Origin of the sequence: Peptoniphilus equinus (assembly GCF_027921445.1) — a bacterium.
Classification (GTDB): Bacteria; Bacillota; Clostridia; order Tissierellales; family Peptoniphilaceae; genus Peptoniphilus; species Peptoniphilus equinus.
Genome location: NZ_CP115667.1, coordinates 388,839 through 407,808 on the forward strand (window position 1 = coordinate 388,839; position 18,970 = coordinate 407,808).

At 48.3% G+C, this 18,970-nt stretch carries 25 protein-coding genes; all 25 read left to right on the forward strand.

The features are described from left to right. The first annotated feature begins 76 nt into the window (after nucleotides 1–76). The 25 genes from O6R05_RS01965 to O6R05_RS02085 all read left to right on the forward strand — a co-directional run bounded on the left by O6R05_RS01965 (nucleotide 77) and on the right by O6R05_RS02085 (nucleotide 18,852). Complete coding sequence (locus O6R05_RS01965) at nucleotides 77–457, forward strand: Fur family transcriptional regulator (RefSeq protein ID WP_313791023.1); 381 nt, start codon at nucleotides 77–79, stop codon at nucleotides 455–457. Continuing rightward, nucleotides 458–2,122 (forward strand): ribonuclease J, encoded by a 1,665-nt coding sequence (locus O6R05_RS01970; protein WP_271191862.1) that lies wholly within the window; start codon nucleotides 458–460, stop codon nucleotides 2,120–2,122. Between the two features lie 42 nt (nucleotides 2,123–2,164). Then, entirely contained in the window at nucleotides 2,165–2,821 is a 657-nt protein-coding gene (locus O6R05_RS01975; RefSeq protein WP_271191863.1) for an O-methyltransferase, read from the forward strand. Beyond that, nucleotides 2,808–4,031, forward strand: a complete 1,224-nt coding sequence (locus tag O6R05_RS01980) for a peptidase U32 family protein (protein ID WP_271191864.1) — start codon at nucleotides 2,808–2,810, stop codon at nucleotides 4,029–4,031. The genes O6R05_RS01975 and O6R05_RS01980 overlap by 14 nt, the downstream gene beginning before the upstream one ends. Continuing rightward, nucleotides 4,024–4,644, forward strand: coding sequence for a uridine kinase (gene udk, locus O6R05_RS01985; protein WP_271191865.1), 621 nt, complete (start codon nucleotides 4,024–4,026; stop codon nucleotides 4,642–4,644). The genes O6R05_RS01980 and udk overlap by 8 nt, the downstream gene beginning before the upstream one ends. A 158-nt stretch (nucleotides 4,645–4,802) precedes the next feature. Then, a complete protein-coding gene (gene infC, locus O6R05_RS01990) occupies nucleotides 4,803–5,327 on the forward strand; it encodes a translation initiation factor IF-3 (protein WP_271192283.1) in 525 nt (174 codons plus the stop codon). A gap of 12 nt (nucleotides 5,328–5,339) precedes the next feature. Then, complete coding sequence (rpmI, locus tag O6R05_RS01995) at nucleotides 5,340–5,531, forward strand: 50S ribosomal protein L35 (RefSeq protein WP_271191866.1); 192 nt, start codon at nucleotides 5,340–5,342, stop codon at nucleotides 5,529–5,531. 11 nt (nucleotides 5,532–5,542) lie between these two features. Continuing rightward, nucleotides 5,543–5,893 carry a 50S ribosomal protein L20 gene (rplT, locus tag O6R05_RS02000; RefSeq protein WP_271191867.1) on the forward strand — a complete coding sequence of 117 codons (351 nt, stop codon included), beginning with the start codon at nucleotides 5,543–5,545 and terminating at the stop codon, nucleotides 5,891–5,893. A gap of 7 nt (nucleotides 5,894–5,900) precedes the next feature. Beyond that, nucleotides 5,901–7,256: a TrkH family potassium uptake protein gene (locus tag O6R05_RS02005; protein ID WP_271191868.1), complete on the forward strand. Its 1,356-nt coding sequence runs from the start codon at nucleotides 5,901–5,903 to the stop codon at nucleotides 7,254–7,256. After that, the gene (locus O6R05_RS02010) at nucleotides 7,257–7,904 is read left to right on the forward strand and encodes a potassium channel family protein (RefSeq protein ID WP_271191869.1); all 648 of its coding nucleotides are present in this window, start codon (nucleotides 7,257–7,259) and stop codon (nucleotides 7,902–7,904) included. An 11-nt stretch (nucleotides 7,905–7,915) separates the two neighbouring features. Then, nucleotides 7,916–8,389, forward strand: coding sequence for a DUF4342 domain-containing protein (locus tag O6R05_RS02015; RefSeq protein ID WP_271191870.1), 474 nt, complete (start codon nucleotides 7,916–7,918; stop codon nucleotides 8,387–8,389). A gap of 13 nt (nucleotides 8,390–8,402) precedes the next feature. Next, the gene (gene rpmE / locus O6R05_RS02020; protein ID WP_271191871.1) at nucleotides 8,403–8,606 is read left to right on the forward strand and encodes a 50S ribosomal protein L31; all 204 of its coding nucleotides are present in this window, start codon (nucleotides 8,403–8,405) and stop codon (nucleotides 8,604–8,606) included. Between the two features lie 44 nt (nucleotides 8,607–8,650). Continuing rightward, the gene (locus O6R05_RS02025; protein ID WP_271191872.1) at nucleotides 8,651–9,532 is read left to right on the forward strand and encodes a DUF1385 domain-containing protein; all 882 of its coding nucleotides are present in this window, start codon (nucleotides 8,651–8,653) and stop codon (nucleotides 9,530–9,532) included. Continuing rightward, on the forward strand, nucleotides 9,523–10,353 hold the full coding sequence (gene prmC, locus O6R05_RS02030) for a peptide chain release factor N(5)-glutamine methyltransferase (RefSeq protein WP_271191873.1): 831 nt from the start codon (nucleotides 9,523–9,525) through the stop codon (nucleotides 10,351–10,353). Before O6R05_RS02025 ends, prmC begins: the two co-directional genes overlap by 10 nt. Further along, complete coding sequence (gene prfA / locus O6R05_RS02035) at nucleotides 10,346–11,410, forward strand: peptide chain release factor 1 (RefSeq protein ID WP_271191874.1); 1,065 nt, start codon at nucleotides 10,346–10,348, stop codon at nucleotides 11,408–11,410. Before prmC ends, prfA begins: the two co-directional genes overlap by 8 nt. Nucleotides 11,411–11,548: 138 nt before the next feature. Then, entirely contained in the window at nucleotides 11,549–12,073 is a 525-nt protein-coding gene (locus tag O6R05_RS02040; RefSeq protein WP_271191875.1) for a YceD family protein, read from the forward strand. Nucleotides 12,074–12,075: 2 nt separating this feature from the next. Further along, entirely contained in the window at nucleotides 12,076–12,255 is a 180-nt protein-coding gene (rpmF, locus tag O6R05_RS02045; protein WP_271191876.1) for a 50S ribosomal protein L32, read from the forward strand. Between the two features lie 87 nt (nucleotides 12,256–12,342). Next, nucleotides 12,343–13,080, forward strand: coding sequence for a YebC/PmpR family DNA-binding transcriptional regulator (locus O6R05_RS02050; protein ID WP_271191877.1), 738 nt, complete (start codon nucleotides 12,343–12,345; stop codon nucleotides 13,078–13,080). A gap of 8 nt (nucleotides 13,081–13,088) precedes the next feature. Continuing rightward, entirely contained in the window at nucleotides 13,089–13,688 is a 600-nt protein-coding gene (locus O6R05_RS02055) for a flavodoxin family protein (protein WP_271191878.1), read from the forward strand. Further along, nucleotides 13,666–14,316, forward strand: a complete 651-nt coding sequence (gene deoC / locus O6R05_RS02060) for a deoxyribose-phosphate aldolase (RefSeq protein ID WP_271191879.1) — start codon at nucleotides 13,666–13,668, stop codon at nucleotides 14,314–14,316. The genes O6R05_RS02055 and deoC overlap by 23 nt, the downstream gene beginning before the upstream one ends. Beyond that, nucleotides 14,313–15,086, forward strand: a complete 774-nt coding sequence (gene lgt / locus O6R05_RS02065) for a prolipoprotein diacylglyceryl transferase (RefSeq protein ID WP_271191880.1) — start codon at nucleotides 14,313–14,315, stop codon at nucleotides 15,084–15,086. Before deoC ends, lgt begins: the two co-directional genes overlap by 4 nt. A gap of 108 nt (nucleotides 15,087–15,194) precedes the next feature. After that, complete coding sequence (locus tag O6R05_RS02070; RefSeq protein WP_271191881.1) at nucleotides 15,195–15,371, forward strand: hypothetical protein; 177 nt, start codon at nucleotides 15,195–15,197, stop codon at nucleotides 15,369–15,371. Between the two features lie 47 nt (nucleotides 15,372–15,418). Further along, entirely contained in the window at nucleotides 15,419–16,108 is a 690-nt protein-coding gene (locus O6R05_RS02075) for a response regulator transcription factor (RefSeq protein ID WP_271191882.1), read from the forward strand. An 8-nt stretch (nucleotides 16,109–16,116) separates the two neighbouring features. Next, entirely contained in the window at nucleotides 16,117–18,285 is a 2,169-nt protein-coding gene (locus tag O6R05_RS02080; protein WP_271191883.1) for a sensor histidine kinase, read from the forward strand. 219 nt (nucleotides 18,286–18,504) lie between these two features. Further along, the gene (locus O6R05_RS02085) at nucleotides 18,505–18,852 is read left to right on the forward strand and encodes an arsenate reductase family protein (RefSeq protein ID WP_271191884.1); all 348 of its coding nucleotides are present in this window, start codon (nucleotides 18,505–18,507) and stop codon (nucleotides 18,850–18,852) included. Nucleotides 18,853–18,970 lie beyond the last annotated feature (118 nt).

An 18,970-nucleotide genomic window follows, 5' to 3' on the forward strand; every position in this document is an offset into this window, starting at 1 on the left:
TGATATTATTATTGAGAAACAAGACCTTATACGACTTTTAAAAGATGGCGGCTACAAGCTTACCAAACAGCGGGAATTGGTATATCGCGCCTTTGCCAAGCACCAAGGGGAGCATTTGACCACGGAAGAAGCCTTCCGGATTGTTCATAAAATGGATCGCTCCGTGGGTATTGCCACCATCTATCGTACCACGCAGCTCTTTGAACAGCTGGGGATATTAAACACCATAACATTTGATGACGGCATTGTGCGCTATGAACTTAAAGATGCTGAGGCCCATCGCCATCATCACTTAATCTGCATCCAGTGCGGCCATGTCACGGAATTTAAATTGGATTTACTGGAAAATTTAGAACGAGAAATAGAAGAAGAGGAAGATTTTAAAATCACCGACCACAGCCTTAAATTCTATGGATATTGTAAAGACTGCTATCACGACATAGAACAAGGAGACTAGATGAAAAATAATCAAAGAGTGAGAATTATCCCTTTAGGCGGGATGCTGGAAATCGGAAAGAACCTCACTCTCATAGAATACAAGGATGATATCATCATTGTAGACTGCGGTATGACTTTTCCCGATCACGAACTTTTGGGGATCGACTCAGTCATTCCGGATATCACGTATTTAATTCAGAACAAAGATCGCATTCGTGCCATGGTGCTGACCCACGGTCACGAGGACCACATCGGGGCCATCCCTTATGTGTTGAAACGTATTAAAATGCCGATTTACGGCACGCCGCTGACCATTGGGCTTTTGAAGAACAAACTCAAAGAACACAATGTCGGCAAGGTGGATTTACACGACGTGCAAGCCGGCGACAATGTGAAGCTGGGCAAGATGGAAGTGGAATGGATTCATGTCAACCACTCTATTCCGGGCGCCTGTTGCCTTGCTGTAAAGACGCCTCTGGGGTATATTTTCCACTCCGGGGACTTCAAGGTGGACTACACGCCAATCAGCGGTGAAGTCATTGACTTAAATCGCATTGCGGAAATTGGCAATGCCGGAGTGCTGTGTATGATCAGCGAATCCACCAATATTATCCGCGAAGGCTTCACCATGAGTGAAAGCAAAGTGGGCGAAACCTTCAACCGCATCTTTGCCCAAGCCGGAGAGCAGCGTATTATCATTGCAACCTTTGCCTCCAACGTACACCGTGTACAGCAAATTATTAATGCGGCGGAAAAATACAATCGAAAAGTCGTTCTTTCAGGGCGCTCCATGCTTAACGTCACCGAGACGGCAATGAAGCTGGGCTACATGAAGGTAAAAAAAGACACCATCATCGATGTCAAGGACATGAATAAGTATGATGACGGTGATCTGGTCCTTATCACCACAGGATCTCAGGGCGAACCGATGAGTGCCCTCACTCGTATTGCATACAACGAGCATCGCAAGATTCAGTTGACGCCGAATGATTTAGTCATTCTCTCGGCCCATCCAATTCCCGGCAATGAAAAGGCGGTTTCCAGCGTCATCAATAAACTTCTGGAGTCTGGGGCAAAAGTTATTTATGAGTCCTTGGGAGAAATTCACGTATCCGGACACGCCTGTGAAGAAGAACACAAGCTCCTTCATGCACTGGTTCGTCCAAAGTACTTTGTGCCGAATCACGGTGAATATCGCCATTTGCTCCATCATGCGGAAATTGCGGAGAGCATGGGGACACCTCGTGAAAATATCTATATTATGGAAAACGGCAATGTCCTTGAAATTTCTCAAAGTGGTGCCAAGCTTGTAGCGGATGTGCCATCCGGAGACATCTTTGTCGACGGTTTGGGGATCGGTGATGTGGGCAATATTGTCTTGAGAGATCGCAAGCATCTGTCTGAAGACGGGCTGATTGCCGTCGTCCTCACTCTTTCCAAGAAGGAAGGCAGGGTTATTTCTGGACCGGATATCATTTCCCGCGGCTTTGTCTATGTACGGGAGTCCGGAGACTTGATGGACGATGCCAGAGATGTGGTCAAGAAGACATTGAGCCGTATGGAAAATCAAAAGCTGGGCGATTGGGTGACCTTAAAGTCGGCCATTCGTGACGACTTAAAGCGCTTCTTGTTTGATCAGACTAAGCGCAATCCGATGATTCTTCCAATTATTATGGAAATATAAAGAGACAGGGGAATCGAAAGATTCCCTTTTTTGTGAGGAACTATGCGAGACGATCGACAGATAAATTACGACCATGTCGTCGCGTACTTGGAGTCCTTTGACGACCCTGCGCGGTTGGCCGACTTAAAAGATTATGCGGCCGCACAAGCTGTGCCTATTGTGGAGTACGAGACGGAACGGATGATTCACTTTCTCCTGGCGACACTCAAAGCCGAATCCCTTTTGGAAATCGGCACCGCCATCGGGTATTCCGCTATAAGCTTTGCAAGGGAAGCTTCATTAAAGCGTCTGCTCACGCTGGAACTGCGAGACGACTATACACACATTGCAAGACAAAATATTGCGAGCTACGGCCTCGAGGCGGTCATTGAAGTCCGACAGGGGGACGCGCTTGACACACTACAAGACATCGACGAAACCTTTGATGTGATTTTTATGGATGCGGCGAAAGGACAGTATCAAAAGTACTATGACCTTGCCATGCCCCTGTTAAAGCCTGAGGGCGTGCTGATCTGCGACAATGTACTCTTTAGAGGACAGGTGACAAATGACGCGTTGATGCTCAAGCGCACTAAGACTATGGTGCAGCGTCTGCGGCGCTTTTTGGATGCCGTCCTTCACGACGACACGGTGGTTGCCACGCTCATTCCCATCGGTGACGGCGTGTTATTAGTTAGGAGACAACATGAAAAAAATTGAACTTTTGGCCCCGGCAGGGGATTTGGATAAACTGTACACCGCCATTGACTACGGCGCCGATGCGGTCTACCTTGGCGGTGAGAGTTTCGGCCTTCGCAAGGCCTCGAAGAACTTCACCATTGAGAATATTAAAAAGGGCGTGGCCTATGCTCATGCCCGGGGCAAAAAAGTCCACGTCACACTGAATATCATCCCTCATGAGAAAGATATTGAAGGGATTGAAGACTATGCCAAAGCCTTAGAAGCGGCTGGTGTGGACGCCTTTATTATCTCCGATCCGGGGATGTTCAGCCGTGTTAAAAAGGTGACCGACGTCGACATTCACATTTCCACACAAGGTTCGGTGACTAATGCCGCTACGGTGAATTTTTGGAAAGAGCTCGGCGCAACACGATGCGTAATGGCCCGGGAAGTATCGCTGGCTGACATTCAACGCATTGTGGAACAGGTGGAAGGCATTGAAATTGAAACCTTCGCCCACGGCGCCATGTGTATGTCCTATTCCGGACGGTGTCTGCTTTCCAACTACATGACCGGAAGAGATGCCAACATGGGGGACTGTGCTCAGGCTTGCCGATATAAGTACTATCTGGTGGAAGAAAAACGTCCCGGAGAGTACTTTCCTATTGAAGAACATGATGAAGGCTCATTTATTTTAAACTCTAAAGATCTTTGTATGATTGAGCATTTGGACGAGATGATTGAAGCGGGGATCAGCTCGCTTAAAATCGAGGGCCGGGTCAAGAGTGATTACTACCTCGCAACGGTTATCGGGGCTTATCGTCGAGCTATCGACATGTACTACGCCGATCCGGCACATTACCGCTACGATCCGAGTCTGCTTGAAGAGATCAAAAAAGTGAGTCACAGAGACTTCACCACAGGCTTCTTTTACGGTCAGGCCACAGAAGATGCACAGGTCTATACGGACAACTCCTATATTCGAGGCTATGATTTTATCGGCGTGGTGCTGGATTATGATGAGAAGCTCAAGCGAGCCACCATTGAACAGCGCAATCGAATTTTTGAAGGGGAGACGGTAGAAATCTTCGGACCCGGCGTACCCTTTTTCAACCAAGTCGTTCGAGAGATGCAGGATGACAAAGGAGAGCCTATTGAGGTGGCCAATAAAGCCAAGCAAGTTTTCACTATGGCCGTGGACCAACCGGTACGGCCGGGATTTTATCTGAGGAAAGAACGCCATGACTGATCGCATTATTATAGGTATTGCCGGCGGATCCGGCTCCGGAAAGAGTACTGTAACCGCAGAGCTTGTAAAGAGTATCGACACGCAGAAAGTCACCGTCATTCAAGAGGACAGTTATTACAAAGACCAAAGCGACGTGCCTTTTGAAGAGCGAATTAAAACAAACTATGACCATCCTTTTGCCTTTGATCACGATTTGCTCAAGGCGCACTTAAAGGCTTTAAAATCAGGACAGGCCGTGGAGAAACCTCTCTACAACTATGAGATTCACAATCGACGTGCCGAGACGGAGCACGTTGAGCCTTCAGATGTCATTATCCTGGAGGGTATCCTCATTCTTTACGACGAAGAAATTCGTGACTTGTTGGATATTAAAGTCTTTGTAGACACGGATTCCGACGTGCGTATTATCCGTCGTATTCTCAGAGACTTAAAAGAGCGGGGACGCTCATTAGATTCAGTCATCGTCCAGTATATGGAGACAGTACGTCCGGCGCATCTGCAGTTTATCGAACCGTCCAAACGCTATGCCGACCTTATTATTCCTGAAGGCGGATATAATCAAGTGGCTATTGATTTGTTGGGTCTAAAAATCCAGAACTTTGTCGCTGAATAGTTGACAAAGTTTGTCATAACATGTAAAATAGCTTCATTGTTAAGTAGAAGTCCGCTTCTCACCTTGCGAGGATCTTGTAAGGTTACTTGAGAATTATAATTCTTTAGTGCGGGCTTTTGTGTGCCCGCATTTTTTTGTGGGCTTAAACCGGAGGTGCTATTATTAAGGAACTTCAAATCAATGAAGCAATCAGAGACAAAGAGGTACGGCTTATTGACGACCAGGGCAACCAAATCGGCGTCGTAGCTCTCAATCATGCATTGGATTTAGCTTTTGAGAAGAAACTTGACCTGGTCAAGATTGCACCGCAAGCTAAACCCCCTGTTTGTCGGATCATGGATTATGGCAAGTATCGCTATGAACTGATCAAAAAAGAAAAAGATTCTAAGAAGAAACAACGGGTCATCAATATCAAGGAAGTTCGTCTTTCACCAAGTATTGAAATCCACGACTTGGAAACCAAGGCGAAACACGCCAAGAAATTCTTACAAAATGGCGACCGTGTCAAAGTCTCTGTCCGTTTTAGAGGACGGGAAATGGGACATACCAATATCGGCCGCGAAGTGTTGGATACATTCACCGAGATGATTTCAGAGTTCGGAACCGTTGATAAACGTCCTAAAATGGAAGGACGCAGCATGGTTATGTTTCTAGCGCCTCTCAAAGACGCCGAAGAAAATTAAGGAGGAACGACTATGGGAAAAATGAAAACGCATAGAGCATCAGCAAAGCGCTTTAAGAGAACAGGTTCAGGTAAAATTAAGAGATTTACTGCTTTCAAAGGCCATTTAACCGGTAAGAAGAGCGCAAAGCGTATTCGTAATTTAAGACAATCACAAATGGTATCTAAAGGCGATCAACGTCGTATCGATCGTATGATTCCGTAAGGAGGGCAACAATGGCTAGAATTAAAAGAGCAGTTAATGCAAAGAAAAAACACAAGAAAGTTTTAAAACAAGCAAAAGGTTATTTCGGAGCTAAGTCCAAACTTTTCAGAACGGCTAACCAAGCTGTTATGAAGTCTTTAAGCTACGCTTACTTCGGAAGAAAGCAAAGAAAAAGAGATTTCAGAAAGCTTTGGATCGCGCGTATCAATGCTGCGGCACGTATGAACGGCATGAGCTACTCCAAGTTCATCTCAGGCTTGAAAAAATCCGGCATCGAAGTGAACAGAAAAATGCTTTCAGAAATGGCAATCAACGATCCAAAGGGATTTGCAGAATTAGTTTCTGTAGCTAAAGGAAACTAAATAGATTGTGAAAGGGTTTAAAGATCAACTGAAAAACGGCCTGAATCAGTTTTTTGTCAATCCACCCATGGTGGTTGGCGTGAGCTTTTTGTTGGTGATCTTTATTGGAGCGGCCCTTTTGAATTTACCCATCAGCAGTGCAGAGGGCAAATCGTTAGGCTTTGTCAATGCACTCTTCACCTCCACTTCCGCCACGTGTGTTACGGGCTTGATTGTGGTGAATACCGCAGAGTACTTCAGTGCTTTCGGCAAGACAGTGATTCTCACCTTGATTCAAATAGGCGGCGTGGGCACCATGGTCATGTTTTCACTTATTGCCATGTTGTTTAACGTGAAAATGGGATTAAAAGAGCGACTTCTCATCAAAGAACAGCTCAATCAAGATACTTTGACAGGTCTTGTGAAACTCACCAAGAATGTCTTGGTGACCACACTGGTGATAGAAGGCATCGGCGCTGTCGTGCTGGCACTTCGGTTTGTGCCCGAGTTCGGAATGATGCGGGGGCTCGCATACAGCGTCTTTCATTCCATCTCGGCATTTTGCAACGCCGGATTCGACATCTTGGGTTCGTCCCTTGAACCCTATCCGGAAGACCTTATTTTAAACGGCACCATCATTATTCTGGTCATCTTAGGCGGATTAGGATTTGGGGTCTATAGCGACATCTATAAAAAACGCTCTTTAAAAAAACTGTCCCTACATTCAAAAATGGTGTTGTGGATGTCGGCCCTGCTTTTAGCGGCGGGCACGGTGCTCATCTACATTATGGAGTACGCCAACACCTTAAAAGGCCTCAGTGCACCGGGCAAGCTTCTTGCGGCACTGTTTCAGTCCACCATTACACGTACAGCAGGGTTCAACAGTATTCCCATCGGCGAGGTTCACTTCGCTTCAGCCGTCGTTATGATTGTGCTCATGTTTATCGGAGGGTCGCCGGCATCGACGGCAGGCGGTCTTAAGACTACCACCTTCGGCGTGATTTTGGCCACGATGATTTCCGTCATCAAAGGGGAACGTGATGTTGTTTTCTTTCGTCGGGCTATTCCCAGAGATGTGGTACTTAAGGCTGTGGCTATCACCATGATTTACATGGTTGCGGTCATGGTTGCGGTGCTGTTGATCACCATCATCGAAGTGGATCGCTTTTCTCTTTTAGATGTGCTCTTTGAGACAGTCTCAGGCTTCGGCACTGTAGGGATGAGCCGAGGGATTACCTCAGCGCTCAGTGATCCGTCGAAGCTTATTATTGCAATCAGTATGTATTTGGGGCGTATCGGTCCCACGACATTGGCTGTAGCCTTCATGCGTCGCCGCAAAACGGCTGCCATTCGCTATGCCAGTGGCGATATTATGGTAGGATAAATGAAATCATTTGTAGTTTTTGGATTGGGTCGCTTCGGTTCAACTGTGGCGACGAAGCTGTCTGAACTGCACTACGACGTTCTTGCCGTGGATAACAATTATGAACGGGTACAAAGTGTAGCGGATCAGGTGACGACGGCACTTCAAGTGGACATGATGGATGAGAACGCCATCAACGCTCTGGGTCTGAGTAACTTTGACGGCGCAGTCATTGCCATCGGTGAGAACTTTGAAGCGGCTGTCATGAGTACTATTGTGGCCAAGGAAGCCGGCATTCCCCTTATTATCGGCAAGGCCAAAACTTTGCGGCAAGGGTCCATTCTAAAGCGTCTGGGTTTGGACGAAGTAGTCTATCCCGAACGGGATATGGGACTTCGTGTGGCCTATAACTTAACATCCAACAATCTCTTGGACTACATTCAGATATCTCAAGAGATTTCCATTGCTGAAATTAAAGTGTTGCCTCAGTGGGAAAATCAAACAATTGAATTTCTCGAGCTGCGCAAAAAGTTCCAGGTCAATATTCTTGCTATTGAACGGGATGGCGACGTGGAAGTTAACCCCCGTCCGGACCGCATTCTTGAAGCTGATGATGTTTTAATCATTGTGGGTAAGGATAAGGATGTAAAGTCGATTGAAGAAGTTTGAGGAGGTTGCTTATGATTTCAATGGAAAAGATAGATTATGTGATGAATGTGACCGGCGCGGAGTATGCCGTTGTCAGAAATGCTTTACTGGACAACGATGGTGATGTCGAAGCGGCAATTGATACCATTCGATCTTCCGTCACACCGTTCACTGAAAGCAAGAATACAACGGGACAGGGACGCAGTTTTGGGGATTTTGATTTTGGCGGTCTGAATTTTGATGACATCACCTTTGATGAGATCAAATCTGCACTGCACGATATTTGGAAATCCACCAATGCCACGAAAGTGGTCGTCACTAAAGCCGGAAACGTCGTGTTCAATTTGCCTTTGACAGCAGCGTCTGTGGGGATTATCCTGGCACCTGTTGCAACCTTAATCGGTATGGGCGTCGGTTTGGTGGCGGACTATGACTTTAAAGTTATCACAGCGGACAAAGAAGAAATCGACATTAAAGATTATATATTGAAAAAGAAAAAGAAATAATGGAGGAGGAACTATGCAAAAATCCATTCAACCCGAATATAAAGAAGCAACAGTAACCTGTGCATGTGGCAACACATTCAAAACCGGTTCTGTTAAAGAAGATCTCAAAGTTGAAATTTGCTCAGCTTGCCATCCGTTCTTCACCGGTAAACAAAAGACCAATGACCGTGGCGGACGTATTGACAAGTTTAACAGAAAGTATAATAGAGACAAGTAAGAAAGTGGTTAGCATAAGCTAACCATTTTTACTATGGAGTGACTATGGCGAAGGAAAAATTTAAGACAACCATCGGCGGCCAAGCTCTGATCGAAGGTGTGATGATGCGGGGGCCCTCGAAGATTGCTTATGCTGTGAGAAAACCTGACGGCAATATTGAAGTACAAATTCATTCGGACGACGATCTTTCGGGCAAGTATCCTGTCCTGACGTGGCCCATTATCCGCGGCGCGTACAAACTCATTGACTCCATGTTAAAAGGCGTCGATGCCCTGATGTACTCCGCGTCCTTTTACGATGACGAAGAAGACACTGCGGGAGCCGGAGTGACAGTGGCCATTTCCATGCTTCTTGCCATCCTTATGTTTATGGTTCTGCCTTCTGTCGTGGCCGGTTTTTTTAAAAGCCGTTTAAATCATGTAGGGTTGAACTTGTTGGAGGGCGGACTGCGTCTTATCATCTTTTTCATCTATCTCATGGCCATTTCCAAAATGGAAGACATTAAGCGTGTGTTTCAATACCACGGGAGTGAGCATAAATCCATTGCCTGTTATGAAGCCCGTGAGGAACTCACCGTGGCGAATGTCAAGAAGTATCCCATTGAGCACCCGCGTTGCGGAACCAGTTTTCTCTTTATGGTGATGATCATAAGCATCCTGGTGCTTTCTCTTTTCGGATGGCCCAACTTTATTATCCGGGTGCTGTCTCGCATCGTAGCCATGCCGTTGATTGCAGGACTGGCTTATGAAGTGAATCGATGGATGGGTAAATCCGACAGTTGGATTGCCAGGGTCGTGCGCAAACCTGGTTTGTTGATTCAACGTTTTGCCACAGTTCGGGAACCTTCCGACGATATGATTGAAGTGGCCATTGCAAGTCTTAATGCCGTGCTGCCGGAGGCAGGAGAGAGCGACACATGGAAGTAAGTAAACTGCTGCTGAAGCTCAAACCTTTCTACGAGGAGCTGGAGTATACCACGGCACAAAGTGAACTGGAACGTATGCTCATGACGTGTTTTGGTTATAGTCGCACGGATATTTTGTTAAATCGGGTGGAGTTGACTGAGGCGCAGGTACAAACTGTCATGGCTATGGTGCGTCGGCGTCTGAACCGCGAGCCGCTTCAATATATCTTAGGCGTTCAAAACTTCTACGGCAGAGATTTTCTTGTCGGGCCGGAAGTGCTTATTCCCCGATTTGACACTGAAAAAAGCGTGGAGGTCATCCTTCGCAATCTTAAGAGTACAGCTCGGTTTTTGGAGTTGGGATGCGGCAGCGGCGCCGTGGCAGTGACAGTTCAGCTGGAAACCGGGGCCAACGTTGCGGCGGCGGACATATCTGAGGCGGCGCTGGAGATGACCAAGCGTAACGCTACACGGTTAGGGGCAGACGTGACGGTCATTCGAAGCGATTTATTTTGTGGCGTGACAGGCACTTTTGATGTGATTTATTCCAATCCGCCGTATATTCCCACAAAGGACATGGCCGCCTTACAGGACGAAGTGAAGCACGAGCCGGCGCTGGCTTTAGACGGCGGTGCTGACGGCTTGGATTTTTATCGGCGTATTGCCGCTGATGCAGCGCCCTATCTTGTTTCTGACGGCGTGCTCATCTTTGAAATCGGGTCGGGGCAGGCTGAGGCGGTATCCGATATTTTGGCGGCTCAGGGGTATACGACGAGCGTGTTTTTAGATATGGAAGATCGCCCTCGGGTGATTTTGGGGAAAAGAGGTGAAACTCATGTATGAAAATTTAAGTGTGTTTGAAGATAAGTATCAGGCTCTTACCGATGCCCTCTGTGATGTGGAAGTCATTAACGACTCGAAAAAGTATCAGGAGACGGCTATCGAACACGCCGAGATTGAGCCTATTGTCATGAAATATAGAGAGTATAAAGAGCTGACTGCACGGATTGAAGAAAACAAAAGTCTGCTCAAAGATGCCGACGATGAGTTGAAAGAGCTGATTAAAGAAGATTTGAAAGAGGCGGAGAACCGTCTCGACGGCGTGGATAACGAACTCAAAGTTCTGCTGATTCCCAAAGACCCTAACGATAACAAAAACGTCATTGTGGAAATTCGTGCCGGCGCAGGCGGTGACGAGGCGGCGCTGTTTGCAGGGGTGCTTTTCCGGCAGTATGTACGCTATGCGGAGCGTCATGGTTGGCGTGTGGACATTATGAACACCAACGAAATCGGTATCGGCGGCTACAAGGAAGTTATCTTTATGATTCTGGGAAAAGGCGCCTACTCACGACTGAAATATGAGTCGGGGGTGCACCGTGTCCAACGTGTGCCGGAGACGGAATCCGGAGGCCGCATTCATACCTCCACAGCCACTGTGGCAGTATTGCCTGAAGCCGAAGATGTAGAAGTTGAAATTGACTTAAACGACTGCAAGTTTGATGTGTTCCGCTCGTCAGGCAACGGCGGACAAAGCGTCAACACGACGGACTCCGCCGTCCGGCTGACGCATATTCCCACAGGCATTGTCATCAGTTGCCAGGATGAAAAATCTCAGCTTAAAAATAAGGAAAAGGCACTCAAGGTCTTAAAGTCTAAACTTTACGACCTGAAGCTCCAGGAACAGCAGGGTGAGCTTTCGGAAGCACGCAGTTCCCAAATTGGATCCGGAGACCGCTCAGAGCGGATTCGTACGTACAATTATCCTCAGGGGCGAGTCACTGATCACAGAATCGGTCTGACACTCCATAAAATTGATACCATTGTCGACGGTGAGCTGGATGAGATTATCGACGCGCTGATCGAAAGTGATCAGGCGACAAATCTGCAGAACGCCCACTAATTTGAATTTTCAGCCGAAACGTGATATACTAAGCGAGCTGTGTAAAAAACTCTTGATAAAAGGGGTTTCTCAGTAAAATTTCCTTGAAATCAAGGCATTTTTAAGATATAATAACGTGTATGAAATTTTGAGGTGGTTATGAGGCTTACGATTAAAGAATTTCTGGCTGCTCCCGATCAAAATTTACACTTTGAAGGGCAGTTGGAGGCAAACACGACACAATATGACACCCGGGGACTGGAAATAGTCTATCCTGTGCACTACGATGGCGTGCTGACCAAGCTCGGCAACTCACTGAAGCTGGACTTGGATGTCCGTTACTCTTTAGCGACGCACTGTGACCTCTGCCTGAAACCGATGACCACTGACGTCCAAGGGCATATGGAAGCCTATGCGCTGGACTCGCGTTTCGATGACGCCTTTGAAGACAGTGACTTGGATACCTTTGAGATAGAGGATGAGACCATTGATGTGGACGATCAAGTCATGGCGCTGGTGATAACCTCCCAGCCTTTGAAGACGGTGTGCAGTGACACGTGTCAGGGATTGTGTCCACAATGTGGTGCGGACTTAAATTTAGGTCCCTGTGGATGTGATCACGAAGCGGTTATCGATTTACGATTTGAAAAGCTCAAAAATTTATTTAACGATGAGGAGGTGTAATAATGGCAGTACCTAAACGCAAAACATCCAAACAAAGAAAGAACAAGAGAAGAGCATCTTCTTATAGATTAAATAAGACTACGGTTATCGAGTGTCCAAACTGTCACGAAGCTATGCAACCACATAGAGTGTGCCCTAGCTGTGGATACTACAACGGAAAAGAAGTTGTCGCCGTTGACTGAAACTGACGAACAAAGCTTCCCTGAGGGGAAGTTTTTTTAATGTTTGAACTGTGATAAAATAAGACAATAGAACTGAAGGAGGTACTTATGTCAGGACATTCAAAGTGGCATAACATCAAACAGAAAAAAGGCAAAGAAGACGCTAAGCGTGGACGGATGTTCACGAAGATTGCGAAATATATTATGGTAGCTGTCAAAGAAGGCGGCGCCGATCCGGAGTACAATCCCAGCTTAAAAGTGGCCATCGATAAGGCCAAAGCTGAAAACATGCCCAATGATAACATCGAACGGGCCATTAAAAAGGGAGCAGGTGCCGACAGCGGTGCCAACTATGAAGAAGTGGTCTATGAAGGTTACGGTCCGAGCGGCATTGCCGTGATGGTGGAGTGTTTAACCGATAACCGCAACCGCACCGCGCCGGATGTGCGTCATGCCTTTGACAAGTTCGGCGGCAATATGGGCACGCCGGGTTCCGTATCGTTTATGTTTGACAAAAAAGGTCTGATGGTCATCGAAGCGGAAGGCGTGGACGGGGACGAGCTCATGCTCACCGCACTGGATGCCGGGGCGGAAGACGTCTCAGACGAAGGCGAAGTCTTTGAAATTACTACGGCGCCGGAAGATTACCACGCCGTTCGTCAGGCTTTAGATGCGCAAGGCTATACTTTCGTTCAGTCCGACATCACCAACATCCCTCAAAACTACACCACCCTCACTGACGCCGATGACATTAAGAATATGCAAAAGCTCATTGATATGTTGGAAGATAACGACGACGTTCAAGAAGTCTACCACAATTGGAATCAGCCTGAGGACGACGAATAGGGGGCACTATGAAAGTTCTTGCGCTAATGGGAGCCATGCGGCGTCATCACAACACCGAAGACGCCTTGGATATTTTTCTTGAGACCCATTGCCGAGGCGATGAGGTGGAAAAAGTCATCTTAAAGGACTTGAATATTGTGGATTGTCTGTCCTGTAACGGCTGTCAAAAAGCACCACGGTGCGTGGTACAGGACGATATGACAGCGTTATATCCCAAGTTTGAGGCAGCGGATCTGGTCATCTTTGCCGCGCCGATCTATTTCAATTCTATAGCCGGCGTAGCCAAGCTGTTTGTGGATCGTCTGCAAGTCTACTGGTCTCGGAAGTTTATCCTCAAGCTTGAACCCATTGCGCCAAGAATTGGAGTGGCCATCATCTGCGGCGGCGCCGAGAAGGAAGTCAATCAATTTGTTGGCACGGAAGCGGTGTTAAATCACTATTTTAAAGTGTCGAGTTTCAAGACCAACTACACCTTTGAAGTGGCAAACACCGACGACGAAGCCGTTCGAGACAGCGATAAGTATAAAGAGATGATACAGACCCGGTGCAAACCCGGCACGTATCGTGTGACAGGAGATGGAATCTATGACTATAAACCGATATATTGACCACACCCTTCTAAAACCCGAAGCCACCAAGGCTCAGGTACAACAGCTCATCGATGAAGCCAAGGCATACCATTTTGCCTCCGTGTGTATCAATCCCACCTGGGTGGCCATGGCTCATGAAGCACTCAAAGATACGGACGTGAACGTCTGCACCGTCATCGGTTTCGACCTGGGAGCTACCACATCCGCAGCCAAGGCCTTTGAAGCGAAAGAAGCTGTGGCGAACGGCGCTGATGAAGTGGACATGGTTCTCAACGTCGGACGGTTCTTAAGCGGCGAGGAGGATGCTGTGAGAGACGACATCAAAGCCGTGGTGGATGCCAGCGGCGATGCGATAGTCAAAGTCATCTTAGAGACCTGTCTGCTCACCTCGGAACAAATCCGACGGGCGTGCGAGTTGGCAGAAGAGGCCGGTGCCGATTTCGTCAAAACTTCCACAGGATTTAACCGGGGCGGCGCAACCGTCGAAGATGTAAAACTGATGAAAGCGTCGGTGACGCATCTGAAAGTCAAAGCTTCAGGGGGCATTCGAGATCTGAAAACCGCCCTTGCTATGATTGAGGCCGGTGCCGATCGACTCGGCTGTAGCGCCGGAGTTGCCATCGTCAAAGAAGGACAAGCAGAATGAGCCGTGTCGCATTTAGTCTCTTCGGCGTGGATGTGATGTGGTATGGCATCCTCATTGCGCTGGGGGCAGGCCTCGCCATCTACTTCGGCAATCGACTGGGTGATGTGGAAGGCTTTGAAAAAGACACCGTCTTCAACTATGCCACCGTGGCGCTCCTCGTGGGCGTGGTCGGGGCCCGGACCTACTATGTGCTATTCGAGTGGGAGTACTATGCCGCCCATCCGACGGAGATCCTCGCCATTCGAAACGGCGGCCTTGCCATCTACGGCGGCATCATTGCCGGGGCGCTGTATCTTTTGTTCTTCGCAAAACACAAGGGCATCTCACCGCTGCGCCTCGCCGACACCATCGTTCCCGGCCTCGCTCTGGCACAGGGGATAGGGCGATGGGGCAACTTTATCAATCAGGAAGCTTACGGCACACCCACCGACGTGCCATGGGCCATTACCGTGGACGGCGTGAGTGTCCACCCGACCTTCCTCTATGAATCTGTGGTGGACATCGGCATCTTTCTCTTCCTGTACTTTGTCATGTATAAAAAGAAGAAGTTTGACGGTCACATTGCGGCCCTCTACGGCGTGCTCTACGGCATAGGGCGCTTCATCGTCGAGGGAATGCGGACGGACTCGCTGTACTTTCTCGGCTTTCGTGTCTCACAGCTGGTCAGTCTCACACTGGTCGCCGTGTGCGGCATCTATCTCGTCATCAAGTTCACTCAGACGCCGAAGACCACAACGAAGCCGACGAAGCATAAGAAGAACGCATCATAACGAACACATCAGTAAAGATAAGCCCTTCGGGGCTTTTTTTGTGCTCATCTTTGACGGGAGATGAGTCCTCATCCCAGGGTGAAGCCAAAGGCCAGGGGATTTGGTATAATGAAACAATCCTATGAGAGGGCGTCGGAGGGGACGTCTCGATGGCACTGCCCGTTCGTTGTCGGCGAAAACGTCCTTCGATGGCACTGCGCCCATTCGTTGTCGGCGGGACATAAGACACGACGGCGTCACGGCGAGAAGCGTTTAAAAAATCTTAAAACTTTTGTTATAAATTAGAGGAAGTTTTGTAATATCTAAGTTGTATGATAATCATGGAGGTAGAGATGACGTATAAAATTTTAGTTGCTGAAGACGACAAAGCCATACGGGATTCCATCGGGATCTATTTGAAAAATGCCAATTACGACGTGATCTACGCCAAGGACGGCGTGGAGGCGGTGGAGGCATTTCAAAGGGAAGGGGCGGATCTGGTCATTATGGATCTTATGATGCCTCGACTCAGCGGGGAAGAAGCTATCTTACAGCTCCGAGCCCAGAGCTACGTGCCCATCATTATCCTCTCGGCCAAAGGGGAGGAGTATGACAAGGTGATCGGTCTGAACATCGGCGCGGACGACTACATCACCAAACCCTTCAACCCCCTGGAGCTCATGGCGCGAGTCAGCTCCAACATTCGTCGTTTTTATGAGTACCGTGACGGTCAGCACAAAAACAAAGTCATCGCACACGGCGACATCCAACTGGATTTGTTTGCCAAGACCGTAGAGGTACGCGGCGACATCGTCCATCTCACATCCATTGAATTCATGATTTTAAAACTCTTGATGGAAAATCCCAATCGTGTCTTTTCAGTGGATGAGATCTATGAAAATGTGTGGAATGAGCCGGCTATTGATGTCAAGACCGTGACCGTGCATATCCGACGCATTCGTGAAAAAATTGAGCTGAACCCGAAACACCCCATCTACCTGCAAGTGGTGTGGGGCTTGGGCTATAAGTTCGCAACAAAGTAGGTGATTGAATGAATAATGTAAAAAAAGCACTCTATACAACCCAAGGTATTTTAACCGGTTTCAGTATCATTGCCATCCTGGCTGTCTTTGTCGCCTTAGGTGCGGCAAAGGTCAACTTCTTGAATCATGAACAGTATGACAGTCCGCGAGGGGACTATCGCATATTGACACAAAACTCCCTTCTCTCGGATATGGATGACGATTACGCATCGGTGCCGAACTATTTCAAGTACTACATTCGCTCATATAAGGTGACCAATGCGCCGTTTACCGAAGCGTACAAGGCGGAGTATCCCGGAGAAGTCTATCTTAGAATGAACCGCAAGGGTATGCGGTTCCAAAGCTTCAACACAGAAGAGGAAGCCTTGAATGCCGCAAAGGACATGGAGATTGTCAATCCGGAAGTCTCCACCCAAATTACGGAAGACCCGATTTACGGCACCTTTTATCTCAGCTCCGATGTGATGCACAACAACGTCGATCCCCAAGTCAAAGCCGCCGACTTTAAAGACGACAGCCACATTGTCGTCAGCGGACTCTATGAGAACGGGGACATTCACTTGTCCATGATTTCCATGCCGGACAAACCGGGGATGGAGAGAGAAAAGGATAAATTTGTTCGCTCCATCTATGAAGCTTTTAGAGTGATTACCCCGTCCTCCGGCGTGGAACGGATGAACTTCACCTATGCCCTGGACACCCAAGACGCGAGCTATTATCAAGCGCTAAGTGAAAGTCGGGTCAATGCTGTCACTCTGCCGAATGCCGTGGTGGGTCTCGTCTTCGGCTTAGTGCTCCTTCTCATCTATGCTCTTGCCACCAACTATAAAGCGGGCAAGGAAGCGGGCTTCTATCGCACCGTCTCCAGCATTCCCGCAGAAGTGGTCCTGGTCTGCATGGGACTGTGGTTCGGTTTCGCCGCGATAACCTGGGACTATTTCTCATGGAACTATTACAACAGCGAGATTATGCTGCCGATAGAAGCAGCCATTGCCCTGATCATGTTTATCGCCGTATTCTCAGCCGGCTGTGCCATCGCCTACGTGGTGCACTTCGTCAAAGGCCTTTACACCGAAGGATTCCGCGCACCGATTGTCAGCAGCAGTATCATCGTGAGATTTGTTCGCTGGCTGAAACGCCGCACCCGACACGTCACCGGAGAAATCATCGACTCTTCCGATGCTCTGATGGGTAAGCTCAGTGCCGATGCCTTTAAGAAACTCGTCCTCATCTTCGGCGTACTTCTTGTCCTCGGATTCTTGGCCAGCATGCTCTTCGTCTATCCCGGCGTCAATCTGGTGGTATTTTTCCTCTGGGCGGGACTCCTGTTCTTCTTCTTCAACCGTGTGAGCCGCTACGCCAAAGATTTGGATACCATCGAGCGCTATGCGAAAATCATCAGCACTGGCAACTACAATGTGAAGATTGACGAATCCGAAGTCGCCTTTGTCGGCCTGGCAAAAAATATCAATGCCATCACCGACAACATGGATCAGGCAGTGAGCAAAGCCGTGCAAAGCGAGCGTATGAAAACCGAGCTCATCGCCAACGTCTCCCACGATTTGAAGACTCCGCTCACCTCCATTATCAACTACTCGGAACTGATCAGCACCGAGACCGATCCTGAGAAAATCAAAAGCTACGGCAGTGTCGTCCATGAGAAATCCCTCAGACTCAAAGTGCTCATCGAGGACCTGTTTGAAGTCTCCAAGCTCTCCAGCAACAATGTGGAAGTGGACTTACAGGAACTGAACTTTAAACAGCTGGTTGAACAAGTCATCGGCGAATGGGAAGACAAACTGGAAGAGAAGAACCTGACCGTGGTCTTCGATGCGGCTGAAGGAAATTACACCCTGTCCCTCGACGGGAACAAAACCTCGCGCATTCTCGACAACGTTCTTTCCAATGTTTATAAGTACACCTTGGAAAACACCCGTGTCTACGTTAGCTTGACACATAAGGAACGTGTGGATTTGGAAGTCAAAAACATCTCCAAGTATCCGCTGAACATCTCCGAAGATGAATTGATGGAACGCTTTATCCGCGGCGACAAGTCCCGCAGCACCGAGGGAAGCGGACTGGGCCTCAGCATTGCAAGGAGTCTGGTCGAGGCACAGGGCGGAAGCTTTGCCATTGATATCGACGGCGACTTATTTAAAACACACCTGAGCTTCTAAGTATACAGACATCGAACCCTTAACGTGACACCGCTTTAAGGGTTCTTTTACGTGCAGGGACGGTACAAGGCGTTACCGCCGGCGTGGCAGGTTGGAGGCGGCAAGACTTGGCGCCACGTAAGTGACTAACGATTCTCCTGGTGCAAGAGCGGACGATTCCTATGCGAGGAGCTTTTGACAGCAGACAGGAAATGGGTATAACGTAGGAGAGGTGAGACCATGCTATTTATCGGTTACCATCGGTGCAGTACCTGTAAAGGGATTGAAGCGCTGATGCAGGACAAAGGACTGGACTATACGTTCAGAGACATTAAAGACGACAACCCTACCCCGGAGGAGCTCGAGGCGTGGCATAAGACGTCGGGACTTCCCCTCAAGCGTTTCTTCAACACATCGGGGATGAGCTATCGGGAGCGGGGGCTGAAAGACCGCCTGCAAGACATGAGCGACGATGAGAAATATCAGCTTCTAGGAAGTGACGGAATGCTGGTGAAGCGTCCGATTCTCATCACGGAGGAGAAGGTCTACGTAGGCGCAGATGTGAAAAAGTATATCAACAGTCTTTAGAGAGGCCGGCATTGCCGGCTTTTTGTGTGGGAGAAACGTCGTCGGCTCACAACTTCTTTTATGGACAGACACGGTGGACAAAAGGCGAGAGGACGTGAACGCAGCAGCGACCGATTGG